General features: G+C 63.2%; 21 protein-coding genes. 7 read left to right on the top strand and 14 right to left on the bottom strand.

All coding sequences use genetic code 11. The features are described from left to right. Positions 1–64 precede the first annotated feature (64 nt). Genes groL through RS897_RS32055 form a run of 4 tightly spaced genes read left to right on the top strand, consistent with a single transcriptional unit; the run spans position 65 to position 3852 of the window. A complete protein-coding gene (gene groL / locus RS897_RS32070) occupies positions 65–1708 on the top strand; it encodes a chaperonin GroEL (RefSeq protein WP_315838812.1) in 1644 nt (547 codons plus the stop codon). Between the two features lie 49 nt (positions 1709–1757). Further along, the gene (locus RS897_RS32065) at positions 1758–2225 is read left to right on the top strand and encodes a thiosulfate oxidation carrier protein SoxY (protein WP_315832690.1); all 468 of its coding nucleotides are present in this window, start codon (positions 1758–1760) and stop codon (positions 2223–2225) included. A 20-nt stretch (positions 2226–2245) separates the two neighbouring features. Beyond that, complete coding sequence (soxZ, locus tag RS897_RS32060; protein ID WP_315832689.1) at positions 2246–2572, top strand: thiosulfate oxidation carrier complex protein SoxZ; 327 nt, start codon at positions 2246–2248, stop codon at positions 2570–2572. Between the two features lie 11 nt (positions 2573–2583). Then, entirely contained in the window at positions 2584–3852 is a 1269-nt protein-coding gene (locus RS897_RS32055; protein WP_315832688.1) for an FAD-dependent oxidoreductase, read from the top strand. Here the strand turns inward: RS897_RS32055 and RS897_RS32050 are convergent. The 10 genes from RS897_RS32050 to RS897_RS32005 form a co-directional block, all read right to left on the bottom strand. Further along, positions 3830–6010: a heavy metal translocating P-type ATPase gene (locus tag RS897_RS32050; protein WP_315832687.1), complete on the bottom strand. Its 2181-nt coding sequence runs from the start codon at positions 6008–6010 to the stop codon at positions 3830–3832. The genes RS897_RS32055 and RS897_RS32050 overlap by 23 nt on opposite strands. Then, the gene (locus RS897_RS32045) at positions 6007–6729 is read right to left on the bottom strand and encodes a sulfite exporter TauE/SafE family protein (protein WP_315832686.1); all 723 of its coding nucleotides are present in this window, start codon (positions 6727–6729) and stop codon (positions 6007–6009) included. Before RS897_RS32045 ends, RS897_RS32050 begins: the two co-directional genes overlap by 4 nt. Positions 6730–6763: 34 nt before the next feature. Next, positions 6764–6886, bottom strand: a complete 123-nt coding sequence (locus RS897_RS32040) for a hypothetical protein (protein WP_315832685.1) — start codon at positions 6884–6886, stop codon at positions 6764–6766. A gap of 233 nt (positions 6887–7119) precedes the next feature. Further along, a complete protein-coding gene (locus RS897_RS32035) occupies positions 7120–7287 on the bottom strand; it encodes a hypothetical protein (RefSeq protein ID WP_315832684.1) in 168 nt (55 codons plus the stop codon). 22 nt (positions 7288–7309) lie between these two features. After that, complete coding sequence (locus RS897_RS32030) at positions 7310–7492, bottom strand: hypothetical protein (protein WP_315832683.1); 183 nt, start codon at positions 7490–7492, stop codon at positions 7310–7312. Beyond that, positions 7489–9180 carry a cbb3-type cytochrome c oxidase subunit II gene (locus RS897_RS32025; protein ID WP_315832682.1) on the bottom strand — a complete coding sequence of 564 codons (1692 nt, stop codon included), beginning with the start codon at positions 9178–9180 and terminating at the stop codon, positions 7489–7491. The genes RS897_RS32030 and RS897_RS32025 overlap by 4 nt, the downstream gene beginning before the upstream one ends. Further along, a complete protein-coding gene (locus RS897_RS32020; protein ID WP_315832681.1) occupies positions 9180–10679 on the bottom strand; it encodes a cbb3-type cytochrome c oxidase subunit I in 1500 nt (499 codons plus the stop codon). The genes RS897_RS32025 and RS897_RS32020 overlap by 1 nt, the downstream gene beginning before the upstream one ends. Positions 10680–10763: 84 nt before the next feature. Next, positions 10764–11225 (bottom strand): c-type cytochrome, encoded by a 462-nt coding sequence (locus tag RS897_RS32015; protein ID WP_315832680.1) that lies wholly within the window; start codon positions 11223–11225, stop codon positions 10764–10766. Between the two features lie 12 nt (positions 11226–11237). Further along, complete coding sequence (locus tag RS897_RS32010) at positions 11238–12371, bottom strand: metallophosphoesterase family protein (protein ID WP_315832679.1); 1134 nt, start codon at positions 12369–12371, stop codon at positions 11238–11240. Between the two features lie 116 nt (positions 12372–12487). After that, the gene (locus tag RS897_RS32005) at positions 12488–13231 is read right to left on the bottom strand and encodes a carboxypeptidase regulatory-like domain-containing protein (protein ID WP_407654356.1); all 744 of its coding nucleotides are present in this window, start codon (positions 13229–13231) and stop codon (positions 12488–12490) included. Positions 13232–13568: 337 nt separating this feature from the next. Here RS897_RS32005 and RS897_RS32000 point away from each other — a divergent pair, with 337 nt between their 5' ends. From RS897_RS32000 to RS897_RS31990, 3 genes are all read left to right on the top strand, one after another. Then, positions 13569–14180 carry an SCO family protein gene (locus tag RS897_RS32000; protein ID WP_315832678.1) on the top strand — a complete coding sequence of 204 codons (612 nt, stop codon included), beginning with the start codon at positions 13569–13571 and terminating at the stop codon, positions 14178–14180. 91 nt (positions 14181–14271) lie between these two features. Then, complete coding sequence (gene hemA, locus RS897_RS31995) at positions 14272–15537, top strand: 5-aminolevulinate synthase (RefSeq protein ID WP_315838810.1); 1266 nt, start codon at positions 14272–14274, stop codon at positions 15535–15537. 197 nt (positions 15538–15734) lie between these two features. Then, complete coding sequence (locus RS897_RS31990; protein WP_315832677.1) at positions 15735–16664, top strand: hydrogen peroxide-inducible genes activator; 930 nt, start codon at positions 15735–15737, stop codon at positions 16662–16664. On the opposite strand, the gene RS897_RS31985 is transcribed toward RS897_RS31990, so the two are convergent. The 4 genes from RS897_RS31985 to RS897_RS31970 all read right to left on the bottom strand — a co-directional run bounded on the left by RS897_RS31985 (position 16653) and on the right by RS897_RS31970 (position 20103). Beyond that, a complete protein-coding gene (locus RS897_RS31985; protein WP_315832676.1) occupies positions 16653–17522 on the bottom strand; it encodes an acyl-CoA thioester hydrolase/BAAT C-terminal domain-containing protein in 870 nt (289 codons plus the stop codon). The two genes, RS897_RS31990 and RS897_RS31985, sit on opposite strands and share 12 nt — an antisense overlap. 136 nt (positions 17523–17658) lie before the next feature. Further along, the gene (locus RS897_RS31980; RefSeq protein WP_315832675.1) at positions 17659–18444 is read right to left on the bottom strand and encodes a response regulator transcription factor; all 786 of its coding nucleotides are present in this window, start codon (positions 18442–18444) and stop codon (positions 17659–17661) included. Positions 18445–18676: 232 nt separating this feature from the next. Next, positions 18677–18940, bottom strand: a complete 264-nt coding sequence (locus RS897_RS31975) for a tripartite tricarboxylate transporter substrate-binding protein (RefSeq protein WP_315838809.1) — start codon at positions 18938–18940, stop codon at positions 18677–18679. Between the two features lie 26 nt (positions 18941–18966). Beyond that, a complete protein-coding gene (locus RS897_RS31970) occupies positions 18967–20103 on the bottom strand; it encodes an OpgC domain-containing protein (protein WP_315832674.1) in 1137 nt (378 codons plus the stop codon). Positions 20104–20106: the final 3 nt, after the last annotated feature.

Raw genomic sequence — 20106 nt, 5'->3', positions numbered from 1 at the left:
CGCGATCGCGGCCGCCGGGGTGACGGCAAAAATGGCGTCGAAGGCCTGTTTACGGGAGGAATCGATGTCTGCCAGAGAAGTTAAATTCTCGGTCGAGGCGCGCAGTCGGATGCTGCGTGGGGTGGGCGTCCTCTCCGACGCGGTCCGCGTCACGCTCGGGCCCCGCGGCCGCAATGTCCTGATTGAGCGCTCTTTCGGCGCGCCGCGCATCACCAAGGATGGGGTGACGGTCGCCAAAGAGATCGAACTCGAGAACAGTTTCGAGAACATGGGCGCGCAGATGGTGCGCGAAGTGGCATCGAAGACGTCCTACGCTGCCGGCGACGGCACGACGACCGCGATCGTGCTGGCGGCGGCGATCGCCCGCGAAGGCACCAAGGCGGTCGCCGCCGGCCTGAACCCGATGGACTTGAAGCGCGGCATCGACATCGCGATCGACACCGTGATCGATGATCTCAAGGGCCACGCCAGGACGATCATCGCCGATGAAGAGATCGCGCAGGTTGGCACCATATCCGCCAACGGAGAGCATCAAATCGGCCGAATGCTTGCGGACGCGATGCAGAAGGTTGGCCGCAACGGCATCATCACCGTCGAGGAAGCGACCTCGCTGCAGACCGAACTCGAAGTCGTCGAAGGCATGCAGTTCGATCGCGGCTACCTGTCGCCCTATTTCGTTACCGACACGCAGAAGATGCGGGTCGAGATGAAGAACCCCTACATCTTGATCTATGACAGCAAGCTGTCGACGCTGCAGGACCTGCTGCCGCTGCTGGAAGCGGCGATGAAGACCGGCGAGCCGCTGCTGATCATCGCCGAGGAGATCGAGGGCGAGGCGCTGGCCACCCTGGTGGTCAACCGGATGCGCGGCGGCCTGAAGATCGCGGCGGTCAAGGCGCCGGCGTTTGGCGAGCGCCGCAAGGCGATCCTCGAGGATATCGCCGTATTGACCGGCGGCACGGCGATTTCCGGGGATCTCGGGGTGAAGCTGGAAAACGTGACCCTGGACATGCTCGGCCGCGCCAAGAAGGTGATCATCGACAAGTCCAACACCACCATCGTCAAGGGCGCCGGCAAGCCGGCCGAGATCGCCGCCCGTGCTGAGCGGATCAAGAGCCAGATCGACGATACCACGTCGGACTTCGATCGCGAGAAGTTGCAGGAGCGCGTCGCCAAGCTCGCCGGCGGCGTCGCGGTGATCCGTGCCGGTGGCGCCTCCGAACTCGAAGTCAAGGAGCGCAGGGACCGCATCGACGACGCCATGCACGCGACAAGAGCCGCGATCGAGGAAGGCGTCCTGCCCGGCGGCGGCGTCGCCTTGCTGCGTGCCGGCGAGGCCCTGAAGCGGCGACGCGTCGCCAATGACGACCAGAACAGCGGGATAGATATCGTCCGCCGGGCGCTGTCGATGCCGGCGCGGCAAATCGCCATCAATGCCGGGCTCGACGGCTCGGTGGTGGTCGGCCGGATCCTCGACAACGAGACCTATGCCTTCGGCTACGACGCGCAGTCCGGCGAGTATGGCGACCTGATCGCCAAGGGCATCATCGACCCGGTCAAGGTCGTGCGCACCGCACTCCAGGGCGCAGCCTCGATCGCCGGGCTTCTGGTGACGACCGAAGCCATGGTTGCCGAACCGCTGAAGCCGACCCCGCCGCCCCTGCCCGGTCACGACCATGACCACCATGGCGGCGACATGGATTTTTAAAGGATGGATTTTTAGAGCAGTCATGGATTTCTGAGCGACGGAGATACGTATGGCCAATGAGGCCGCGGCGCACAACGTTACTCGCCGGAGCATCCTCGCCGCCGCGGTTGCCGGTGGCGCCAGCGTTGCCATGGCTGCCGCGCCCGACGCCGCCGGCGATGCCGATGCCATCGCGCAGGTGCGGCGGCTGACCGGAAAAGACGCGGCGCTGTCGCCGCGCCTGCATCTGGCGATGCCGGCGCACTTCCCGAACGGCTATATCGTGCCGCTCATGCTGCGGATCGACAGCGACATGAGTGAGGCCGATCATGTCCGGCAGGTGCAGGTGCTGGCGCCGCGCAACCCGATCAATCCGGTCGCAACCTTCCACTTCGTGCCGGGGCGCAGCGAGCCGGTGGTGTCGACCCGCATCCGCCTCGCCGAGCCGCAGGATGTGCTGGTGGTTGCCGAAATGAACGACGGCGCGCTGTTGATGACGCGGGTGTTCGTCGAGGTGGCGACCAATGGCTGCAATTAGAGCGGCATGAGGAGGCGGCTATGACCACACCAAGCCCCCGGGTCCAGGTGCCGCGCACCGTGGCGCACGGCGAGGTGATCGAGATCAAGACCCTGATCGATCACCCCATGGAAACCGGCCTGCGCCACGACAGCAATGGCGAGGTGATTCCGCGCAAGATCATCAACCGGTTCACCTGCCGCTACAACGACGAAGTGGTTTTTCAGGCAGATCTCCACGAGGCGGTAGCTGCCAATCCGTTCATCGTATTCTCGTTGCGCGCGACAGCGAGCGGCCGGCTGGATTTCATCTGGACCGAGGACGGCGGCGCGGTTTATGCGCTGAACCATACGCTGCTTGTCGCCTGACGATGGCGCGTTTGTTCACCGATTGGACGCGGCGGCAAACCGGCCTGCTGGCCGGAGCCGCGGCTGTGACGCTGTTCGCGCCGAATCTGGCGCGAAACCAGAGCCGCGCCAAGGTGCTGGTGGTCGGCGGTGGCGCCGGCGGCGCATCCGTGGCCGGATATCTCGCCGGCAGCGCTCTGTTCGACATCACCGTGATCGAGCCGAAGCGCGCCTACACGACCTGCTTCCTCAGCAGTCATTATCTTGCCGGCCTGCGGACATTTGAGCAGCTCACCCACGCCTACGATGTGCTGGCGCGGCAACCCGGCGTCACCATGATCCATGACACGGCGACCACGATCGATCCGGCCACTCGAACGGTCAGGCTCGATGGCGGTGTGACGCTGTCCTATGATCGTCTGGTATTGGCGCCGGGGTCGACAATCCGCGATGGTGTGATTGACGGCTATGACAAGGCAGCGATGCAGGTGATGCCGCATGCCTGGAAGGCCGGCGAACAGACGCTGACGCTGCGCCGGCAACTGGAGAGCATGGCGGATGGTGGCCTGTTCGTCATGGTCGCACCGCCGGATCCGTTCCCCTGCCCGCCTGCTCCGTATGAGCGAGTGTCGCTGATCGCCGCGTATTTCAAGCTGCACAAGCCGCGGTCGAAGATCATCGTGCTCGACGCGAAGGATACCTTCGTCGGACAGAATTTATTCCAGGATGCCTGGAATCGTTATTATCCGGACATGATCGAGTGGCTGCCGGCGCAGTTCACCGGTGGCATCAAGGCGGTCGAAGCCGGTACACTCACGTTGCACATCGAGAACGATAGCTTCAAAGCCGCGGTCGCCAATGTCATCCCGGCGCACAGCGCGGGCGATCTCGCGCGGCAGACCGGCCTCGCCGATACGTCGTCATGGTGTCCGGTCGACCCTCTGACGTTCGAGTCGCTGATACAGCCGGACATTCATCTGATCGGCGACGCCATCATCGGCGGCGACATGCCCAAAACGGCGTTCGCTGCCAACAGCCAGGCCAAGGCCTGCGCTGCCGCCATTGCCGCGGCGATGGCCGGCAAGACGCTATCGACGCCGCATCTCGTCAATACGTGTTATGCGCATTTGGCGGCCGACGATGCATGGCGCAACGCCTCCGAATTCGAACCCGTGGCGGGCCGGATCAAGACTATCCGCAGCAAGATCAGTCGCCTCGAGGATACCGCCGAGACGCGTCGCAGCCTCGCGCGGGAGGCGGATGATTGGTACGAGACGTTTACGAAAGACGTGTTTGGCTGATCCAGCGGGCTGCGGTATTCGCATCAAGGGACGGTACTGCGGCAGGGCCCGGGGCTATTGCGGTTTCGACGTCGGCCGACGGATCGGGCAAGCGCTCGAGCCGTAACGAATTCAGCACCACCAGCAAGCTCGATCCGGCCATTACCGCGGCGGCCAGCACCGGCTGCAGCAGGCCGGCTGTCGCAAGACCAATGGCCACGAAATTGTAGCCGAACGCCCACGCCAGATTGCTGAGAATGGTGGTGCGGACGGAGCGGGCCACATCGACCGCATAGGGCAGCAGCCACAGCCCGTCCGGCGGCAACACCAGCGCGGCGGTCTCGCGGGCGAGATCGGTCGCCGAGCCAACGGCGATGCCGACATCGGCGGTCGCCAGCACCGGTCCGTCATTGAGGCCGTCGCCGACCATCGCAACGAGGCCCTCCCGGCGACGCCGATCGAGCGCCGCGCGTTTCGCCTCGGGAGAGAGGCCAGCCTCGATCTCGGCGATGCCGACGATCGAAGCGATCCGCCGCGCCGCGGCCGGCGAATCTCCAGTCAACAACATCGCGTGCAGGCCGCGCCGATGCAGCGCGTCGACGGTGGCGCGCGCGTCCGGCAGCGGCGTATCGTCGAGCGCCAGCACCGCATGCACGACCCCGCCCCAGCCGACATAGACCCGCGAATGCCCCCGCGTCTCGTGCACTTGTGCCAGCGCTGCGAGATCCGGCGCCAATGCCCAGCCGAGTCCACGCATCAGTTCGCCATTGCCGGCCGCAACCGCCTCGCCGCCCGCGTTGCCGGTGATGCCGCGGCCGGGCACGACGCGGACATCCTGGGTTGCGATCGGAACAAGTCCGCGCGCGGTCGCCGTCAACGCCACCGCGCGACCGAGGCCATGCTCGGAATGCCGCTCCAGCCCCGCGGCGCGCGCCAGCACGTCGTCGGGATCGACGTTGGGGCTGTCGATCGCGATAATCCGCGCCCGACCTGAGGTCAGCGTCCCGGTTTTGTCAAAGGCAATCAGGCGCGTGCGCGCCAAAGCCTCGAGCGCGGCTGGATCGCGCACCAGGCACCCGTGTCGCGCCAGTCGGCCGATGCCGAGCGACGTCGCCATCGGCGCCGCGAGGCCAACCGCGCAGGGACAGGCCACCACCAGCACCGCGAGGCCGGTCAGCAGCGCTTTGTCGAACGGCACATGCCGCGACCAGACCGCCGCGGTCACAAGCCCCAGCAGCAGTACGACCGGCACGAACACGCCGACAATGCGATCGGCCAGGCGCTGGCTCGGGCTGCGGCGCAGCAGCGCCTCGCGCACCGAGCGGCAGATCTGAGCCCAACGCGTGGCGTTGCCGGCGCCGCTGCTGCGGATCAGGAGCGGACCATCGAGATTGATGCTGCCGGCGATCACAGAGGAATCGGGGCCTTTTTCGATCGCGCGGCATTCGCCGGTGATCACCGCTTCGTCGGCGTGCGAACGGCCTTCGACAACGGTGCCATCGACGGGAATCCGCTCGCCGGGCCGCACCCGCAGCAGCATGCCGGACGTAACCTCGCGCACCGACCGGCGTTGCTCGGCATCGCCCTCGACCACGATGGCCATTTCGCTTTCCGCCGCCAGCAGCGGCGCCAGGTCGCGCGCGGCCCGCGCCCGGCCCGCGGCATCGAGATAATAGCCGACCGTGAACAGCATCAGCACCATGCAGGCGGTGTCGAAATAGACCTGCCGGCTCCCCTCGACCGTGGCGAACGCCGAATAGGCATAGGCAGCGCCGACGCCCAGCACGATCAGCGTCGACGCGCTCCACCGGCCCTGCCGTGCGTGCTCCCAGGCCTCGCGCGCGAACGGCTCGCCGAGAATGACCACGGCCGGTGTCGCGAACAGCCACAACAGCAGATGAATCCATGGTAGCACCGCGGCGTCCGCACCGGCGAAGTCGTCGGTATACAGCAGCAGGCTGAACAGCATGATGTTCATCGACAGGAATCCACCGGCGCCGAGCCGCACCAGCAGCCAGGCAGCGTCGTGTTCCTCGCGGCTGCCGCCCCTGACCTGATAGGCGATGCAGCAGCCATAACAGCAGAACGTGCAGTCTTCGCCCTGCACGCTGCGACGCATCGCCCGCCGCCCGACCGGGAGCAGACAATGCAGGCACAGTGTGCTGTTTGCGTCGGTCATACTGGATGTCCGCCATGCCAGCTCTCGGCCATGTGCGCGGCCAATGGCAGCACGCCGCGGCCAAGTGTGATCAGGCCGAGCAGCAGAATGGCGCTGCCGGCGATCACGACGCCGCGCTGCCGCAGCGACGGCGCCAACAGGCGCCCGACGCCGCCCATCATCAGCATCGCCGGAAAGGTGCCGAGGCCGAACGCGGCCATGGTGAGAAAGCCGGGCAGCGGTGCGGCGGTGCTCGCCGCCTGCGCAGCGAACGCATAGACCAGCGGGCATGGCAGAAAACCGTTGAAAATGCCGAGCGCCAAGGGCGCCCCTGGTCCGGGCGCGGCCTGCAGGCTGCGCAGCGATGCCGCAAGCGCCCCGCCGGCAAAGCCGGTGCCGACGCGATGCAGGCCGGGCAGCCAGCCGAAGAAACGCAGCGCCATCGCGATCATCAGCAGTCCGGCAACGATCGCCAGCAGCCGCTGACCAAGGTCGAGCGGCTCACCGAGAATTGAAACGATCGTGCCCTGCGTCGTACAGATCACCTGGCCCGCCGCACCGGCGAGCGCGCCGAGAAAGCCATAGGTGGTCAGCCGCCCGGTGTTATAGAGCAGGTGCCGCAGCGTGGTCGACATCCGCGCCTGCGGATCGCGGCCGAGCGCGCAGGCAAAACCGCCGCACATGCCGATGCAGTGGAAGCTGCCGGCAAACCCCGCCGCAAAGATCACCAGATATGCCATCGGTCAATCACCCGCCGCAGCCGGCGCGGGTCTTTCACTCGCGCACCAGCCAGACGACCCAAACGAAGAAAGCGATCGTTGCAATCGCGAAGCCGATAAATGCGATGATCTGGATCGGCCCCGCCTCGGCCAGCGAGAACGCCGTGTGTTCGAGCATGCGACCTCCTCGATAACATGCGCCGTTTGACGCCGGATAGCGTCAGGCAACCGCGGCGCCTCATCAACCGAAATGCATCCGCAGCACGTTGATGGTGAGTTCTGTGAACAGGAACAGCAGATTCAAAGCCGCAACCCCGAGAACAATCTTGGCTCCCAACATGCCGCATCTCCTTTCTCGACCGTCTGCCTTGTGGCTTGCCTGGTGTCGTCCGTCGCAGACCGCGGTCCGCCCTACGGCCGACCGGGCCCGACCCCGCCCCAGTACAGAACCATGTAGTACATCGCCCAGACGAACAGCACGGCGTAAACCGCCAGCAGCCAGAGCGGAATGTAGCCGACCCGGGCCTGGATATAGCCGCCGGCATAGTCTTCCATCTCCGGGTGCGAACTTTCGCGCACGTCCAGATCCGGGTGGACCGGGCTATTCGGGGGGCTGTTTTGCAGATCCGACATCGCCGACCTCCCTTCGAAAAAAATCGAGCGCAGCTTCGTCGGCTCCTTTAAAGGCGCCGGAGAAAATCCCCCAGATGAAGATGCTCAACGCCCCCAAGCTCATCATCAGGGCGGCGAGATACGGTCCGACGATTTCGAAATAGATGGTCATCGCGGTGCCTCCTGATTCACCGGCGCCGTTGCCGCGGCATCGGCCAAGGCGGCATTGTTGCCTGTGTCGGCGCGTTGCGCGGTGCCACCGCCCGGCACATAGGCCTTGTCCGGTGTTCCCGCTTCGAGCTTCGGATCATTGAGCGCGGTGCGGTCCGCGGCCGAGACCGGCAACAGTTCGCCGGTCAGCGGATCCTTGAACGCCGACAGTGACAGCACATAGTAGGACAGCGCCCAGCGATCGGTTTCCGGGAGCGCATCGCGATACGACGGCATCGGCGTGCCGGAAAGCCCGGTGGTCATGGTGCGGAAGGTGTCTTCGACGGCGGTTCCGGACTTGAACTGTCCGGCGGTGAGATCGGCGGGCCGGATCGGGAAGCCGAGATCGTCTTTCAGGCCGGCCGCCTTTTCACCATCACCCTTGCCGGTATTCCCGTGGCACTCCCAGCATTTGGCGGACTGCCACACGGTTTTGCCCTGTGTGATGAGGTCCGGGGTCGGCGTCGGCGGACGGCCGATATAGAGCGGCGCGCCCGGCGGTTCCTCGGTGAAGAAAGCATACGGCTTCTTCGGATCGGACCGATCGACGGCAAGTTCGTATTTGATGTATTGCACGACCGCAAGCCGGTCATTCAACGGCAGGTCGTACCAGGCCGGCATCGCCGTACCGCGGACGCCGCGTGTGATGGTGCGCAACAGATCGCCGTCGGACGGCACCGGCTCCTTGTTCAGATGAAACTTGAACACGCCGGCGGCGAAATTGCGCGGTCTCTGGGTGTTGAGGAAAGTGGCCGCCGGACCGTTGCCATCGCCTTTCTCGCCGTGGCAACCGAGACATCGTCGCTCATAGACTTCCTTGCCGTAACCGATCCACTCGCTCGACCGCGGCTGCGTCGCGTCCATGACCTCCAGTTGCTGCGGCTCGAACAGGTCCCGCCATTTGCCGCGGTTCATGCCGAGCTTCTGGACATAGGCGACCAGGGCCCGCAGATCCTCTGTCTCCCCAGCCAACTTGACACCGTCGCCGCCGAACTCCTTGTTCGGAATGAGGATCACCGGCGCCTTGTCGCGGGCTTGCAGCGGAACGAACAGCAGACCGTCGGAATTGGGTGTCAGCTTGATCTGCTCCTTGCCGGCGAAGTTGAAGAAACGCTGGGTGATTGGATTGTTCTCGAGAGTTCGATTGCCGGCGGCATCGGCGACCAGCTTGATTGCCTGGCTCGGCGTATCGAACAGGCCACGATACGGCGCCATGATCGAGTCCGGTGACAATTGGCGCGGATCCCAGAAATGCGCGAAATGCCACTCGTCGCTGTATTTCAGCCCGACACGCATCAGGTCCGGCCCGATCCGACGCGTGCCAAACAGGTGCGGAACGTCGTAGGCGTATTCGCCGGCCTCGGTCACCGGCCCCCAGCGTCGCGTCTCGCCGGTCACGGGGCGGACGTATTGCGAATGGCAGTACCAGCAACCTTCGCGCAGATAAATGCGTCGTCCCCGCTGCTGCAGCGGCGTGTAATCGGATGCTTCCGTCACCATCCATTTGAGCTGGCCATAATCGGTGCGAACGACCGCGGTGACTTTGGCGGTGCGTGCCGAGGGCTCGACGAACGGCAAGATGCCTTGGGTGATGAGCGCCAGGAAAAAGAAGCCAACGCCGGCGACAAGGGCGACAAACCGCGCGCTCATCACACCGACCTTTCCGCAGCAACCGGGATCGGGCCGATGTTCGGCTCCGGTCGCGGCGGGCGCGCCTGCGCCGCGCTCGCCGGACTGGTCAGTGCCGTCAGCATCAGATTGACCACCAGTAGCGACATGCCGATATCCATGCTGATGCCGGCAATGGTGCGTAGCAGCCAGTATGGCTTCATCCAGACCAGGCTATCCAGCCACTCGACGCCGCTCATCCACTGGAAGCCTTGTTGCAGGCCGCCGGCGGTGAGCACCAGTCCCATCACCGAGATTCCGACGGTGATCAGCCAGAACGACCAGTTGCCGAGCCGGAACGACCACAGTTCGCGCTGGAAGGCGCGCGGCCAGACATAGACCAGTCCACCGATCGCCCAGACCACGAAGGTGCCGAACACTGTGAGATGCGAATGCGAGATGACGAAATCGGTGAAGTGAGTCGGCCGCTGGATCGCCCGCAGAGCTTCGGTCGAGCCCTGGAAGCAACCGATGAGATACATCAGCGATCCCATGATCAGGAACTTGGCCGGCAGATTCTTGCCGAACTCATGCCACTTGCCGGTCATGGTGCCGAAGAAGTTCACCAGCACCGTCCAGACCGGGATGATCAGCAGCATCGACGTAATGATCGCCAGCGTCTCGGCCCAGTCGGCGATCGGGCTGTACAGATAATGGTGGATGCCGACGAACGGATAGAACAGCGCCAGCGACCAGAAGCCGACCAGCGACAGCTTGTGCGCGAACAGTGGATTCTTGGCGCTAACCGGCAGGAAATAATAGATCAGCACGTAGCCTGCCGGCGTCAGCCACAGGCCGACGATGTAGTGGATGTAGAGACCATGAAACGCTGCGCTGTTGATGCCGGAAATCGTGTAGGGAAGGATGAAGCTGCCGAGCACCAGGTTCATCGTCGTCCAAACAAAGGCGGCGATCAGATACCAGAGCGCGACATAGAGCGCCGGTTCGAGTCGCTGGCCGATGGTAACGAGGAACTGTGCGGTGGCGATGGCGACGACCAGGAACAGCGGAATTTCGGCGAACAGCGGCAGTTCGCCGGCTTCCAGACCATGGTTGTCGCCGATCACGAGGCCAATGAGGCCGGCCAGCAGAGCGATGCTCCAGACCCAGGCGAGCAGAACGCCCCACTGCCCCCAAACCACGCGCACGCCGCACAGCCGCGGCAGCAGATAATAGCAAAGGCCGATGAACAGTGTGGAAAACGCGCCAAAGATGACACCGTTGACATGGACCGGTCGCAATCGGCCGAAGGTGAGCCCGAGATGCGCCGTGCCGAGATAGTCGGGATAGTTGAACATGCTCGAAATCATCACCCCGATCGACGGGGTCAGCATCAGCCACACCATGCCGAGATAAAGCCAGGTGCGCACCACGCGCCAATCGACCAGATCATCCAGATCGATGCCGGCGAATCTGCCGCGCAACGCGCCGGCCCCAGCCGCGCCGCCACTCGCTATCCCGCCATGCGACGGTTCTGCCATGGCCTGTCTCCCCCAATTTACGCGCCAACTCACCGCTTACCGTGAGGCCGCGCCAGTTTTCTTAAAAAGGTCGACGAACGCAGCTCAATATTTTCCGGGCACCAACACCGAGCCGGTGTTGGACCAGTAGATGTAGGCTTCCAGCGCCTTCATGGCTTTCGAATCTGGATCGATCTTTTCGCCCTGGTTCGGTTTCTCGATGCACCAATTGATCATGTCGCGCAGCGTTGCGAAGGTACCCATCTGCGCCTGGTACTTGGGATATGAATGCGGGTGGGTGTCGGCAGTCATCGGATGACACATCGCGCAGGCCATGCCGGTCGTCGACAGCACCACGCCCATCTGCTTCGCGATGGCGTCGTCGCCGTGGAACAGCAGGTCGCCCTTCTTGACCTCGTCCATGAACGCTTCCTGATAGGCTTGCAGTTGCTGCGCAGTGACCGGCGTCTTGTGCGCCTCAGCCGGGCCGACCACGAAGGCGATCAGCGTTAGCGCGCCGATCACGACGACGCGGGACAGATCGATACGTGTCGTTTGTTTGCTCATGGCCATCCTCCCTCAATACGGCCACTGGTTATCGGCGACTCGCGGCCGCAGGATCTGCGGCTGGCTCAGCGAGGAATCGGAGTCCGTTTGCACGAACACCTCCTTGCGGCCCCACATGTAGTATTCGTTCTCGACAGTATCCCTGGCATTGATCCCGAGCGCGCTCCAGCCGACGCCATCGAACGGATCGCCGGGGTCGACGCGGATCATCGGCTTGGTCAGTTTCGGCACGCCCTCCGGCGCGTAGGGCCACGGCCAGGAGGTCGCCAGCATTCCGATCGAACGCATGGTGCCGATCTCGTTGTACAGCACCTGATGGACGTGGCCGTGGATGTTGGTCACCTTGGTGTAGGGCTTGAGCACTTCGTTGACGTCGCGCCAGTCGCGCACCCAGAAATTCCACGGCGGATAGTATTCGTAGAGCGGGTTGTGGCTGAAGATGATGACCGGCTTGGCCTTGTCCCAGGTCGAGAGCGTCTTCTGCAGCCAGTCGAGCTGATCGCGGCCGACGCCCGCCCACGGACCGGCGACGGTGCCATCGAGCACCGACATGTGCGCCATGCGCTCCTCGGGGCTCATCTTCTTCATCGACCAGTAGTCCGGGGCGCGGCTCACCGTGTCGAGGCCGACGAAACGCACCCCCTTGTGGTCGAAGGTCCAATAGGGCTGGCCGAACAGCTCACCCCATTTCTTCCCCATGTCGAGATACCAGTCGTGCTCGCCGGGGATATACACCTTGCGGATCTTGATTTCCTTCAGCAGCTCGACGCCAAGATCAAGCTCCTCGACCTTGCCGAGCTGGGCAAGATCGCCGCCGAAGATCAGGAAGTCGGCCGGCGGGTTCATCGCCTGCACTTCCTTCGCCGCCCGCACCGTCTTGTCGACGAAGCGGGTGTTGAGCGAGCGAGGGTAAAGATGGGTGTCAGAGATCCAGGCGAATTTGAACGGCGCATCCGCGGCATGGGCGACGTCAATGGTGTTGATCAGCGGCCACCAGGAAAAGGTGTCCGCGACCGTCGCCGCGCCGAGCACGCAGGACCGGTGCACGAAGGTGCGCCGGGTGAGCTTGACTGAAGGATCGGGACGCAATCCGGGCTGTTGCAGCACCGTCGCAATCTCGCGTCGAGATTTCTCGAGTTCAGACATGGAACTCCCTCCTCCCAATGAAGCCAATGGTTCACACGGCGTTGTCTTTCCATTTACTGCGGCTCAGCGCGTTGCGCCGAGCCGTCGATTTGAGTGGGCCTTTCGGTCGTTCGGGTCTATTTCTTCTTCAGCTCGATTGTCAGGTTGGTCGGTTTGCCGGCGGCGACAGCCACCGGCTGTTGCAGCGGACCAGTAAAGGACTGCACTGCAACCAGGGTGTAGTTGCCAGGCGGAACGTCGGAAATCGTGAATTTGCCGTCGGCGCCGGTGATGGCGTAATAGGGGTTGTCCAGCACGTAAACCCACCCCTCCATCCAACCATGCGCGTCGCAATCGATCCGCACCGTCCCGGGCCGCTTCAGTTCGACCGGAATGCGCTGACCCTGATTCGGCAGCGCGAGGTTGAAGGCGGTGCGCTTGTCGTAGTAGCCGTGGGTGTTGTGCAGCACCGGATCGTTGTTGACGACATCCAGCGATCCGGCGCGAATTACCTGAACCTCTGGCGAAAACGCGCATTTGACGTTGTCGAGTTCCGGCATCTTGCCGGCGGCCGGCCAAGCCTTGCCTTTGGCGACGTCCACTAGATAGACGACCGTGCTTTCGACGCCCTGATCCGGACCGACGCGAACCAGCGGCTCCTCGCGCACGCCCCCGCAGACCTCGACATCCTTGGTGGGAATGACCTTGCGTGTTGGCGCGGGACCGCTGAACGTCACCTTGCCGGTAATCGATCCACCACCGGTGACAGGCCCCTCGTCATAGGCCTGCGCCGATGACCCCAACGCTGCGGCGATGATCACTGTCGAAAGGCTGGCGATGGCGGTTGCGTGAATCGGCAGTCGGCCCCGGCGAATGGACACGGCGACACCTCCCCTTCTCTGACGTTCCCACGTGCAACGGAAACTGCGCGAAGTGCCTCTCTCCGGAGACATTGAGAACGTTCTCGCTCATCGTTGGAGCGTGGGCACGGGAGCACAATTTTAGAACGGTTAGAAATCAGGATTGCTTTTCGTCGCGTTAAGCAAAGCTGATGGGTGTCACCTCCGGAAATGGTGAATAATAAAGCACCCACCGCCGAGAGAGGACACCCCGGATATCAGCCAATCTTGACAGGTGGCTTGCTTGACAACCGCTTTGCCGTGGTCCCATCGGACCAGGCGATGCGATATTGTTTTCCACCTGTCATCTTGTTGTTAGTTGCTTTGCGGCAGCGAACAGGAGGGCGACGCCTTGCAACGTGACGCCTTGAAAATGCTGGCAATCGTTGTCGTGGCGCTGCTGGCGTTATCCCAGCAGCGTCTACCGGCCACGAAGGTAACCATCGGCGGTCCGTTCACTCTCACTGCCTCCGACGGCACCACGGTATCTGACGCGACCTATCGCGGAAAATGGCTGCTGGTGTTCTTTGGTTATACATCGTGTCCCAATATCTGTCCGACCACGCTGCTGGGAATAGCCGACGCGCTTAAACAGCTGGGTTCCGATGCCAGCCAGCTGCAGCCGCTGTTCATCTCCATCGACCCGGATCGCGACACGCCCGACGTGATGGCGGCCTATGTCAGATCATTCGATCCGCGAATCATCGGGTTGACTGGCAGCGAGTCGCAAATTGCGGGCGCGGCCAAGGAATACGGTGCCTACTACACCCCGCATCGGACTGGTCCCGGCCCGAACGACTACGTGATGGACCACAGCACGTATCTCTATCTGATGGATCGGAATGGACAATTCGTCCGCGGCTTCGATGCCGACACGTCCGGATCGATGATCGCTGACAAATTGCGCGAGACGATGGCCCGCTTTCGCTAGGGAGCAATCCATGATGCTGCAAGCCCGATCTGCGCCCACGCCTTGTGAACGATGGTGCTTGTCGCAATGGAGCGGCGTGTCCACAGGTGAAATGGTCACGAACTATGACGCATTTTTCCTGAGCGCGATCGCCCGGCTGCGGACCGAGCGTCGCTACCGCGTCTTCGCTGATATCGAACGAATTGCTGGGCGTTTCCCACACGCGATCTGGCACGCGCCGCAAGGACCACGCGATGTGGTGGTCTGGTGCTCCAACGACTATCTCGGCATGGGACAGCATGCGAAGGTCATCGGCGCGATGGTAGAGGCCGCGACCAGAATGGGTACCGGCGCCGGCGGAACTCGCAACATCTCCGGAACCCATCATCTCGTGGTGGACCTCGAAGCCGAACTCGCCGACCTGCACGGCAAGCCAGCGGCGCTGGTGTTTACTTCCGGCTATGTTTCGAACCAGACCGGGATCGCCACGATCGCGAAACTGCTTCCCGACTGCCTGATCCTGTCGGACGCGATGAACCACAATTCGATGATCGAGGGTGTCAGGCAGTCAGGGGTTGAAAGGCAGATTTGGCGACATAACGATGTCGCCCATCTGGAGGGGTTGCTGCAAGCTACCGCCGCTGGTCGGCCGAAGCTGATCGCGTGCGAAAGCCTTTATTCGATGGATGGCGACGTGGCGCCGATACGGCAGATCTGCGATCTCGCCGAACGCTATGGCGCGATGACCTATCTCGATGAAGTTCATGCGGTCGGCATGTATGGCCCGCGCGGCGCCGGAATCGCCGCTCGCGAGGGCGTGATGAACCGCATCGACGTGATCGAAGGGACGCTGGCGAAAGCCTTCGGCTGCCTCGGCGGATACATCGCCGGCAGCACCGCGCTGGTCGACGCGGTCCGCTCCTATGCGCCAGGCTTCATCTTCACCAGCGCGCTGCCGCCTCCGGTATGCGCTGCCGCCACGGCGGCGATTCGTCATCTCAAGGCCTCGTCATGGGAGCGAGATCAGCAACAGAACCGGGCCGCTCGCGTCAAGGCGGTGCTTCGTTCGGCCGGCCTGCCGGTGATGCCGAGCGATACCCATATCGTACCACTGCTGATTGGGGATCCGGAAAAAAGCAAGATGGCGAGCGACCTTCTGCTGAGCCGGCACGGCATCTACATCCAGCCCATCAATTATCCGACGGTGCCAGAGGGAACAGAGCGTCTTCGTATCACACCGACGCCCTGTCATGACGATCCCATGATCGACCAACTCGGTGCAGCGCTTGCCGATGTCTGGATCGATCTCGGGCTGCCGTTTAGCTGCCGATCGTCCGATCTCAGGAGTAACAAGACCTGTTTCGGTTCGACGCCGTGAACCAGCGAGTCGCTTCGCTTGGCGTTTATTGCATCGCACCGCGATACAAGTCTCCTCATGATGATCGGCTCTTGAGGCGACGAGTCTCGTCTCACTCCATCGGAGTACGTTCTCAGCCGGGCGCGCCAAATGCGCGCGGCACGTAGAATGTGCGCAATTCGTTTGCACTGGAACAGCACCAACATTATTCTCCCGCCATGTTGACGATGCGGCAACTTCGATACCTCGATGCGCTTGCCCGATGCCAGCACTTCGGACGCGCCGCGAAGGAATGCGCCGTCAGTCAGCCAGCGCTGTCGATGCAGATCCGCGAACTCGAGGAATTTCTTGGCATCGAATTGTTCGAGCGGCGCCCTGGCGCGCCGGTCCTGACCGAGGTCGGCATCGAGATTGCGCAACGCGCCGGCGCCATCCTCAGCGCGACGCGCGACCTCGTCGACCTGGCGCATCATCGAACCAAGGTACTAAGCGGAACCCTGCGGCTTGGCGTGATTCCGACGCTGGCGCCTTATCTGTTGCCGCATGTGCTGCCGCGGCTGCAGCATGAGCATCCGGACCTGCTTCTCGACCTGCTGGAAACACAAACCAAGATTTTGCTCGCCGAACTGGCGCACGGTGCGCTCGACGTCTTGTTGATGGCGCTGCCGGTCGATACGCCGGAGCTGGAAACGCTGCACGTCCTGACCGACCGCTTTCTGCTGGCGGTGCCGGTGGACGATCCGTTACCGGACAATGCGCGCGTCACACCAAGCGACGTTGAAGTGCGCAAGCTCATTTTGCTTGAGGAAGGTCATTGCCTGCGCGATCAAGCGCTCGACTATTGTACGAAGGCGCGCAGCCGCGTGAATGCCAGTCTCGGCGCCACCAGTCTCGCGACGATCATGGAAATGGTCGCGTGCGGCTATGGCGTCACGCTGGTGCCCGAGGTCGCGATCGATGTCGAATTGCGCGACCATCGCGTCAAACTGTTGCGGTTCGCCGAACCGCAACCAAGCCGCAGCGTCGGTCTGGTATGGCGGCGAACCTCGCCGCGCAAGCTCGATTTCATCAGTCTCGGAAAGATGGTGGGCGCCCTGCACGCGCCGGTCACTTCAGTCGCGCGCGGGCGTCAGATTTCAACCGCTTGACGGTGATGCCGGGGCGTTTCGAATTTCCATCAGTTCGGCGATCTTTGCCCATGCGATGCGTCCGAGTTCGCGATCAGCACCGAGGCTGCCGCCCCAGGCGCGCTCGCTCGGCTCAGTGATCTCCGGCTCGCCGGGAAAGATCACGCGGTGTCCGGCATCCGGATGGCTCATGACGTGACATCGTCGGTTCGCGCGCCGCAGGCGCTCAGCGATCATCTCGGAAAACCGCAGCGACGGCCAGATCGCATCGTCGCCGCCGCAGATCAGAAAGCAGGTGGCGCGCGCCTTCTCGATCGGGATGGTGGCGGCGGGAACGTTCTCGGCGAAGGTCACCAGGCTCTTTTCGAACAGGCTGCGATAACGCACGCGGACGGTCTCCGTCGGCCGCCAGCGCGGGTCATAGGCGACGAAGGGCAATGATTTGCCGCGCCACGTCCATGAGGACTGCGCATACCATGCCTCCCCCTTCAATCCCGGACCGTTGTTGGCCCAGACCACCGGCGTCGGGCTGATGGCGATCGTGACATCGATGCGGCTGTCGCGGACGGCCATCAGCAGCGCCGCTTCGGCGCCGCGCGATACGCCGAGAAATGCGATTTTTTCGCAGCCGTCGGCAACCAGGCGATCGATCGCCGCGGTGAAGGTCTCGAGCGGGATTTCGCAGATGCCCGGGCTCTGTCCCTCGCCGCCGAACCATCGCTGTGCCAGCGCCGTGACGCCATGCTGCGCGAACAGCCGCGCGCGGCCGATGTCCAGCCGGCCGCTGGTGCCGGATATGACGATGATCCCCCATTTGGAGCGTTTACCGGGACGCAGCAGCGTGCCTTGAACGGCTCCCGTCAGCGGCAGCTCTTCCATGGTCCTCGTCTAAGGGTTCTTCCTGAATCAAGCCGGTCAGAATCCGGCTGACATGGACTACACCGCGCGACCTGCATCGGGTCAAGCCCGTGCGGCATCATCTATGCGTGTCGCGCATTCGGTGCCGGGCTGATGCTCAATGCAGCAGCATGTGCGACAATTCATTCTGGCTGGAAATCCCCAGCCTTGCATAGGCGCGCTTGCGATGGGTCAGGACGGTGTTGATACTGACCCCCAGTTTGCTGGCGATGGCCTGCGAACTCAGCCCACGGATGATCTCGGCGCAGATCTGGATTTCGCGATTCGACAATTGCGGTGCGATGGCACCGAGGCGATTGCAATATTGTTCGAACCGGTCCTCCTTGCTCAGAGATGGCCGGATGTCGTTATGCTTTTGCAGAACCTGCCCCAGCAGATTTGCCAGGTTCGCGACCACGTCGAGATCGCCGTCGGTGAACCTGCCTCGGGGACCGTCACGGTAGAAATTGAGGCGGACGGTATCGCGGCCGTGCGACCGCACGATCGACACCCGGTCGATGAGATGCACCGATCGATAGCAGTCGCGGCGGTAGGACGCGTCCTCGATCTCCTCCGACTGCAGTCTGATCATCGCCCCGAACCCGGTGCGCGGTTCGTTCGCAACGACGCTGTTGGCCGGGTCGAGCGACCAGTAATCCTGGATGTATTTCGACGCCAGCCGGCGGGCGATCGGCAGGTCGCCGTCATTGACCGCCAGCAGAACCCGCGGCGGCCGCAGTTTGGAGACGGAAAAGGCGGTCAGGTGGGCGCACTGGATGGTTTGTTTGGCCAGCGCCAGCATGGCGCGCTCAAAACCCGGCGTGCCGATGGCCCCAACGAGATGGCACAGATGCTGGTCGATCGATCCGCGGGCGGTTCGTGCGTCAAGAAATCGGATGTCCACTGGAGTCTCCCCGGGGGTAATCGCTGGCTTTGGCGATCATCCTATACCGGACGCTCCGCAATCGACAATTTCACCGCAAACCAATGGAAACCTTGAGCAATGTGTGCCTCATTCCTTCAGTCCGGTGGCTGCCATCAGATCCTTCCATTTCTGGATGTCGTTTCCAATAAACTCGGCGAATTCCGCCGGGCGGCTTCCCAGCGGGTCGATTCCCTGGGCTTTCAGGGCCTCCCTAATCGATGATTGGCGCTGCGCATCGTGGAGCCCCATCGAGAGTGGCAATGATCTCAGGCGCTGTTCCGGCCGGCGCCAAAAGCCCAATCCAGACGCCGACGTCGAAGCCGGGCGGACCGGCCTCCGCCATGGTCGGGACATCCGGCATGATGGCGGTTCGCTTTGGCTGGCCAACGGCCAGGGCGGTCAGCTTGCCCGCGCCGACATAGGGCGCGGACGATGCCGCGATATTGAACATCAGGTTGATGCGGCCGGTGAGCAGTCACAAGATGATGTGATGGCGCATGATCAGGCCCTTCGCTTTTCCAACCGTTTCGACCAACCACGATACGCGGCGACGGCGGTCAGGATCGCGAATCCCAGCAGGCCCACGAGGGCTTGTGCGGCCAGCGACGTCGAGATCAGCTCGAGCAGGAAGTGCGCCACGAACGACAGGAAGATACCGACGCAAAATACCTCGAGCGAATGCTGGCCGCAGATGATTAGGGGCCACAACCACCGCGACTTCAGTCCGGGCCACTGGCGCGGCAGCATCGCGGTCACGAGCACTGCTAGCGCCAGGAAATGCAGCACACGGGATGGACCGAGGTTGGTTTTGTCGATGGGAAGAAACGCCGCCGACAACCAGGACGGCACGATGCGCGCCACCGGCGCGAAATTATCTGACAACATGATCAGCAGCGCGAACAGTAGATAGGCGGCGCAGATCCAGATCACCGCACGTGTCTGCATGGCTTTCTGGATCCGGGCCGCTCCACCGAGCGCACACCAGGCGCCGAGAATGAACGGAAACTGCCAGGTGAACGGATTGAAGAACCAGCTGCCCGAAGGATACGCCGACAGATTCCAGCTGAACAGCCTCGCAGCGACATAGAGCACAAACGACGCGCCGAGCACGAGATCCGGGCGGCGGATCATGGCCCACAAAGCCAGCGGGAACGGCGCCATCAAAACGATATAGAGCGGCAACACGTCGAGATTGAGCGGCTTGAACTTCAGCAGCAGCCCCTGGGTCAGGCCGGCAATCGGTTGCTCGATCACAACCGCCACGTTGAATTCGTTCAGCAGATGCGAATGACCGTAGGTCTGAGCGACCCAACCAATCGCTGCGACGTAAACGACGAACAGCAGGACATGGGCGACATAGATCTGCCAGACGCGCTTGAGCAGCCGGACGGCGCCCTCGATGAAGCCATTGGTCCGCATGCTCCTGGCATAGACGTAAGCCGCGGAATATCCGGAGATGAAAACGAAGAGATCGGCGGCGTCGCTGAAGCCGTAATTCCGGGTGGTCAGCCAGATCAGCGATGTGTCCGGGATATGGTTGAGGAAGATCGCCCAGTTCGCGATCCCCCGGAACAGATCCAGACGCAGGTCCCGCCCGTCGGCAGAACCAGTCGGGCGCCCTCTTTCGGTGTCAGCCATGTG

This window comes from Bradyrhizobium prioriisuperbiae (assembly GCF_032397745.1).
In the GTDB taxonomy this organism is placed as follows: Bacteria; Pseudomonadota; Alphaproteobacteria; order Rhizobiales; family Xanthobacteraceae; genus Bradyrhizobium_A; species Bradyrhizobium_A prioriisuperbiae.
The sequence above is the reverse complement of the archived record's forward strand: the minus strand, read 5'-3'. Positions and strand labels throughout refer to the sequence as shown.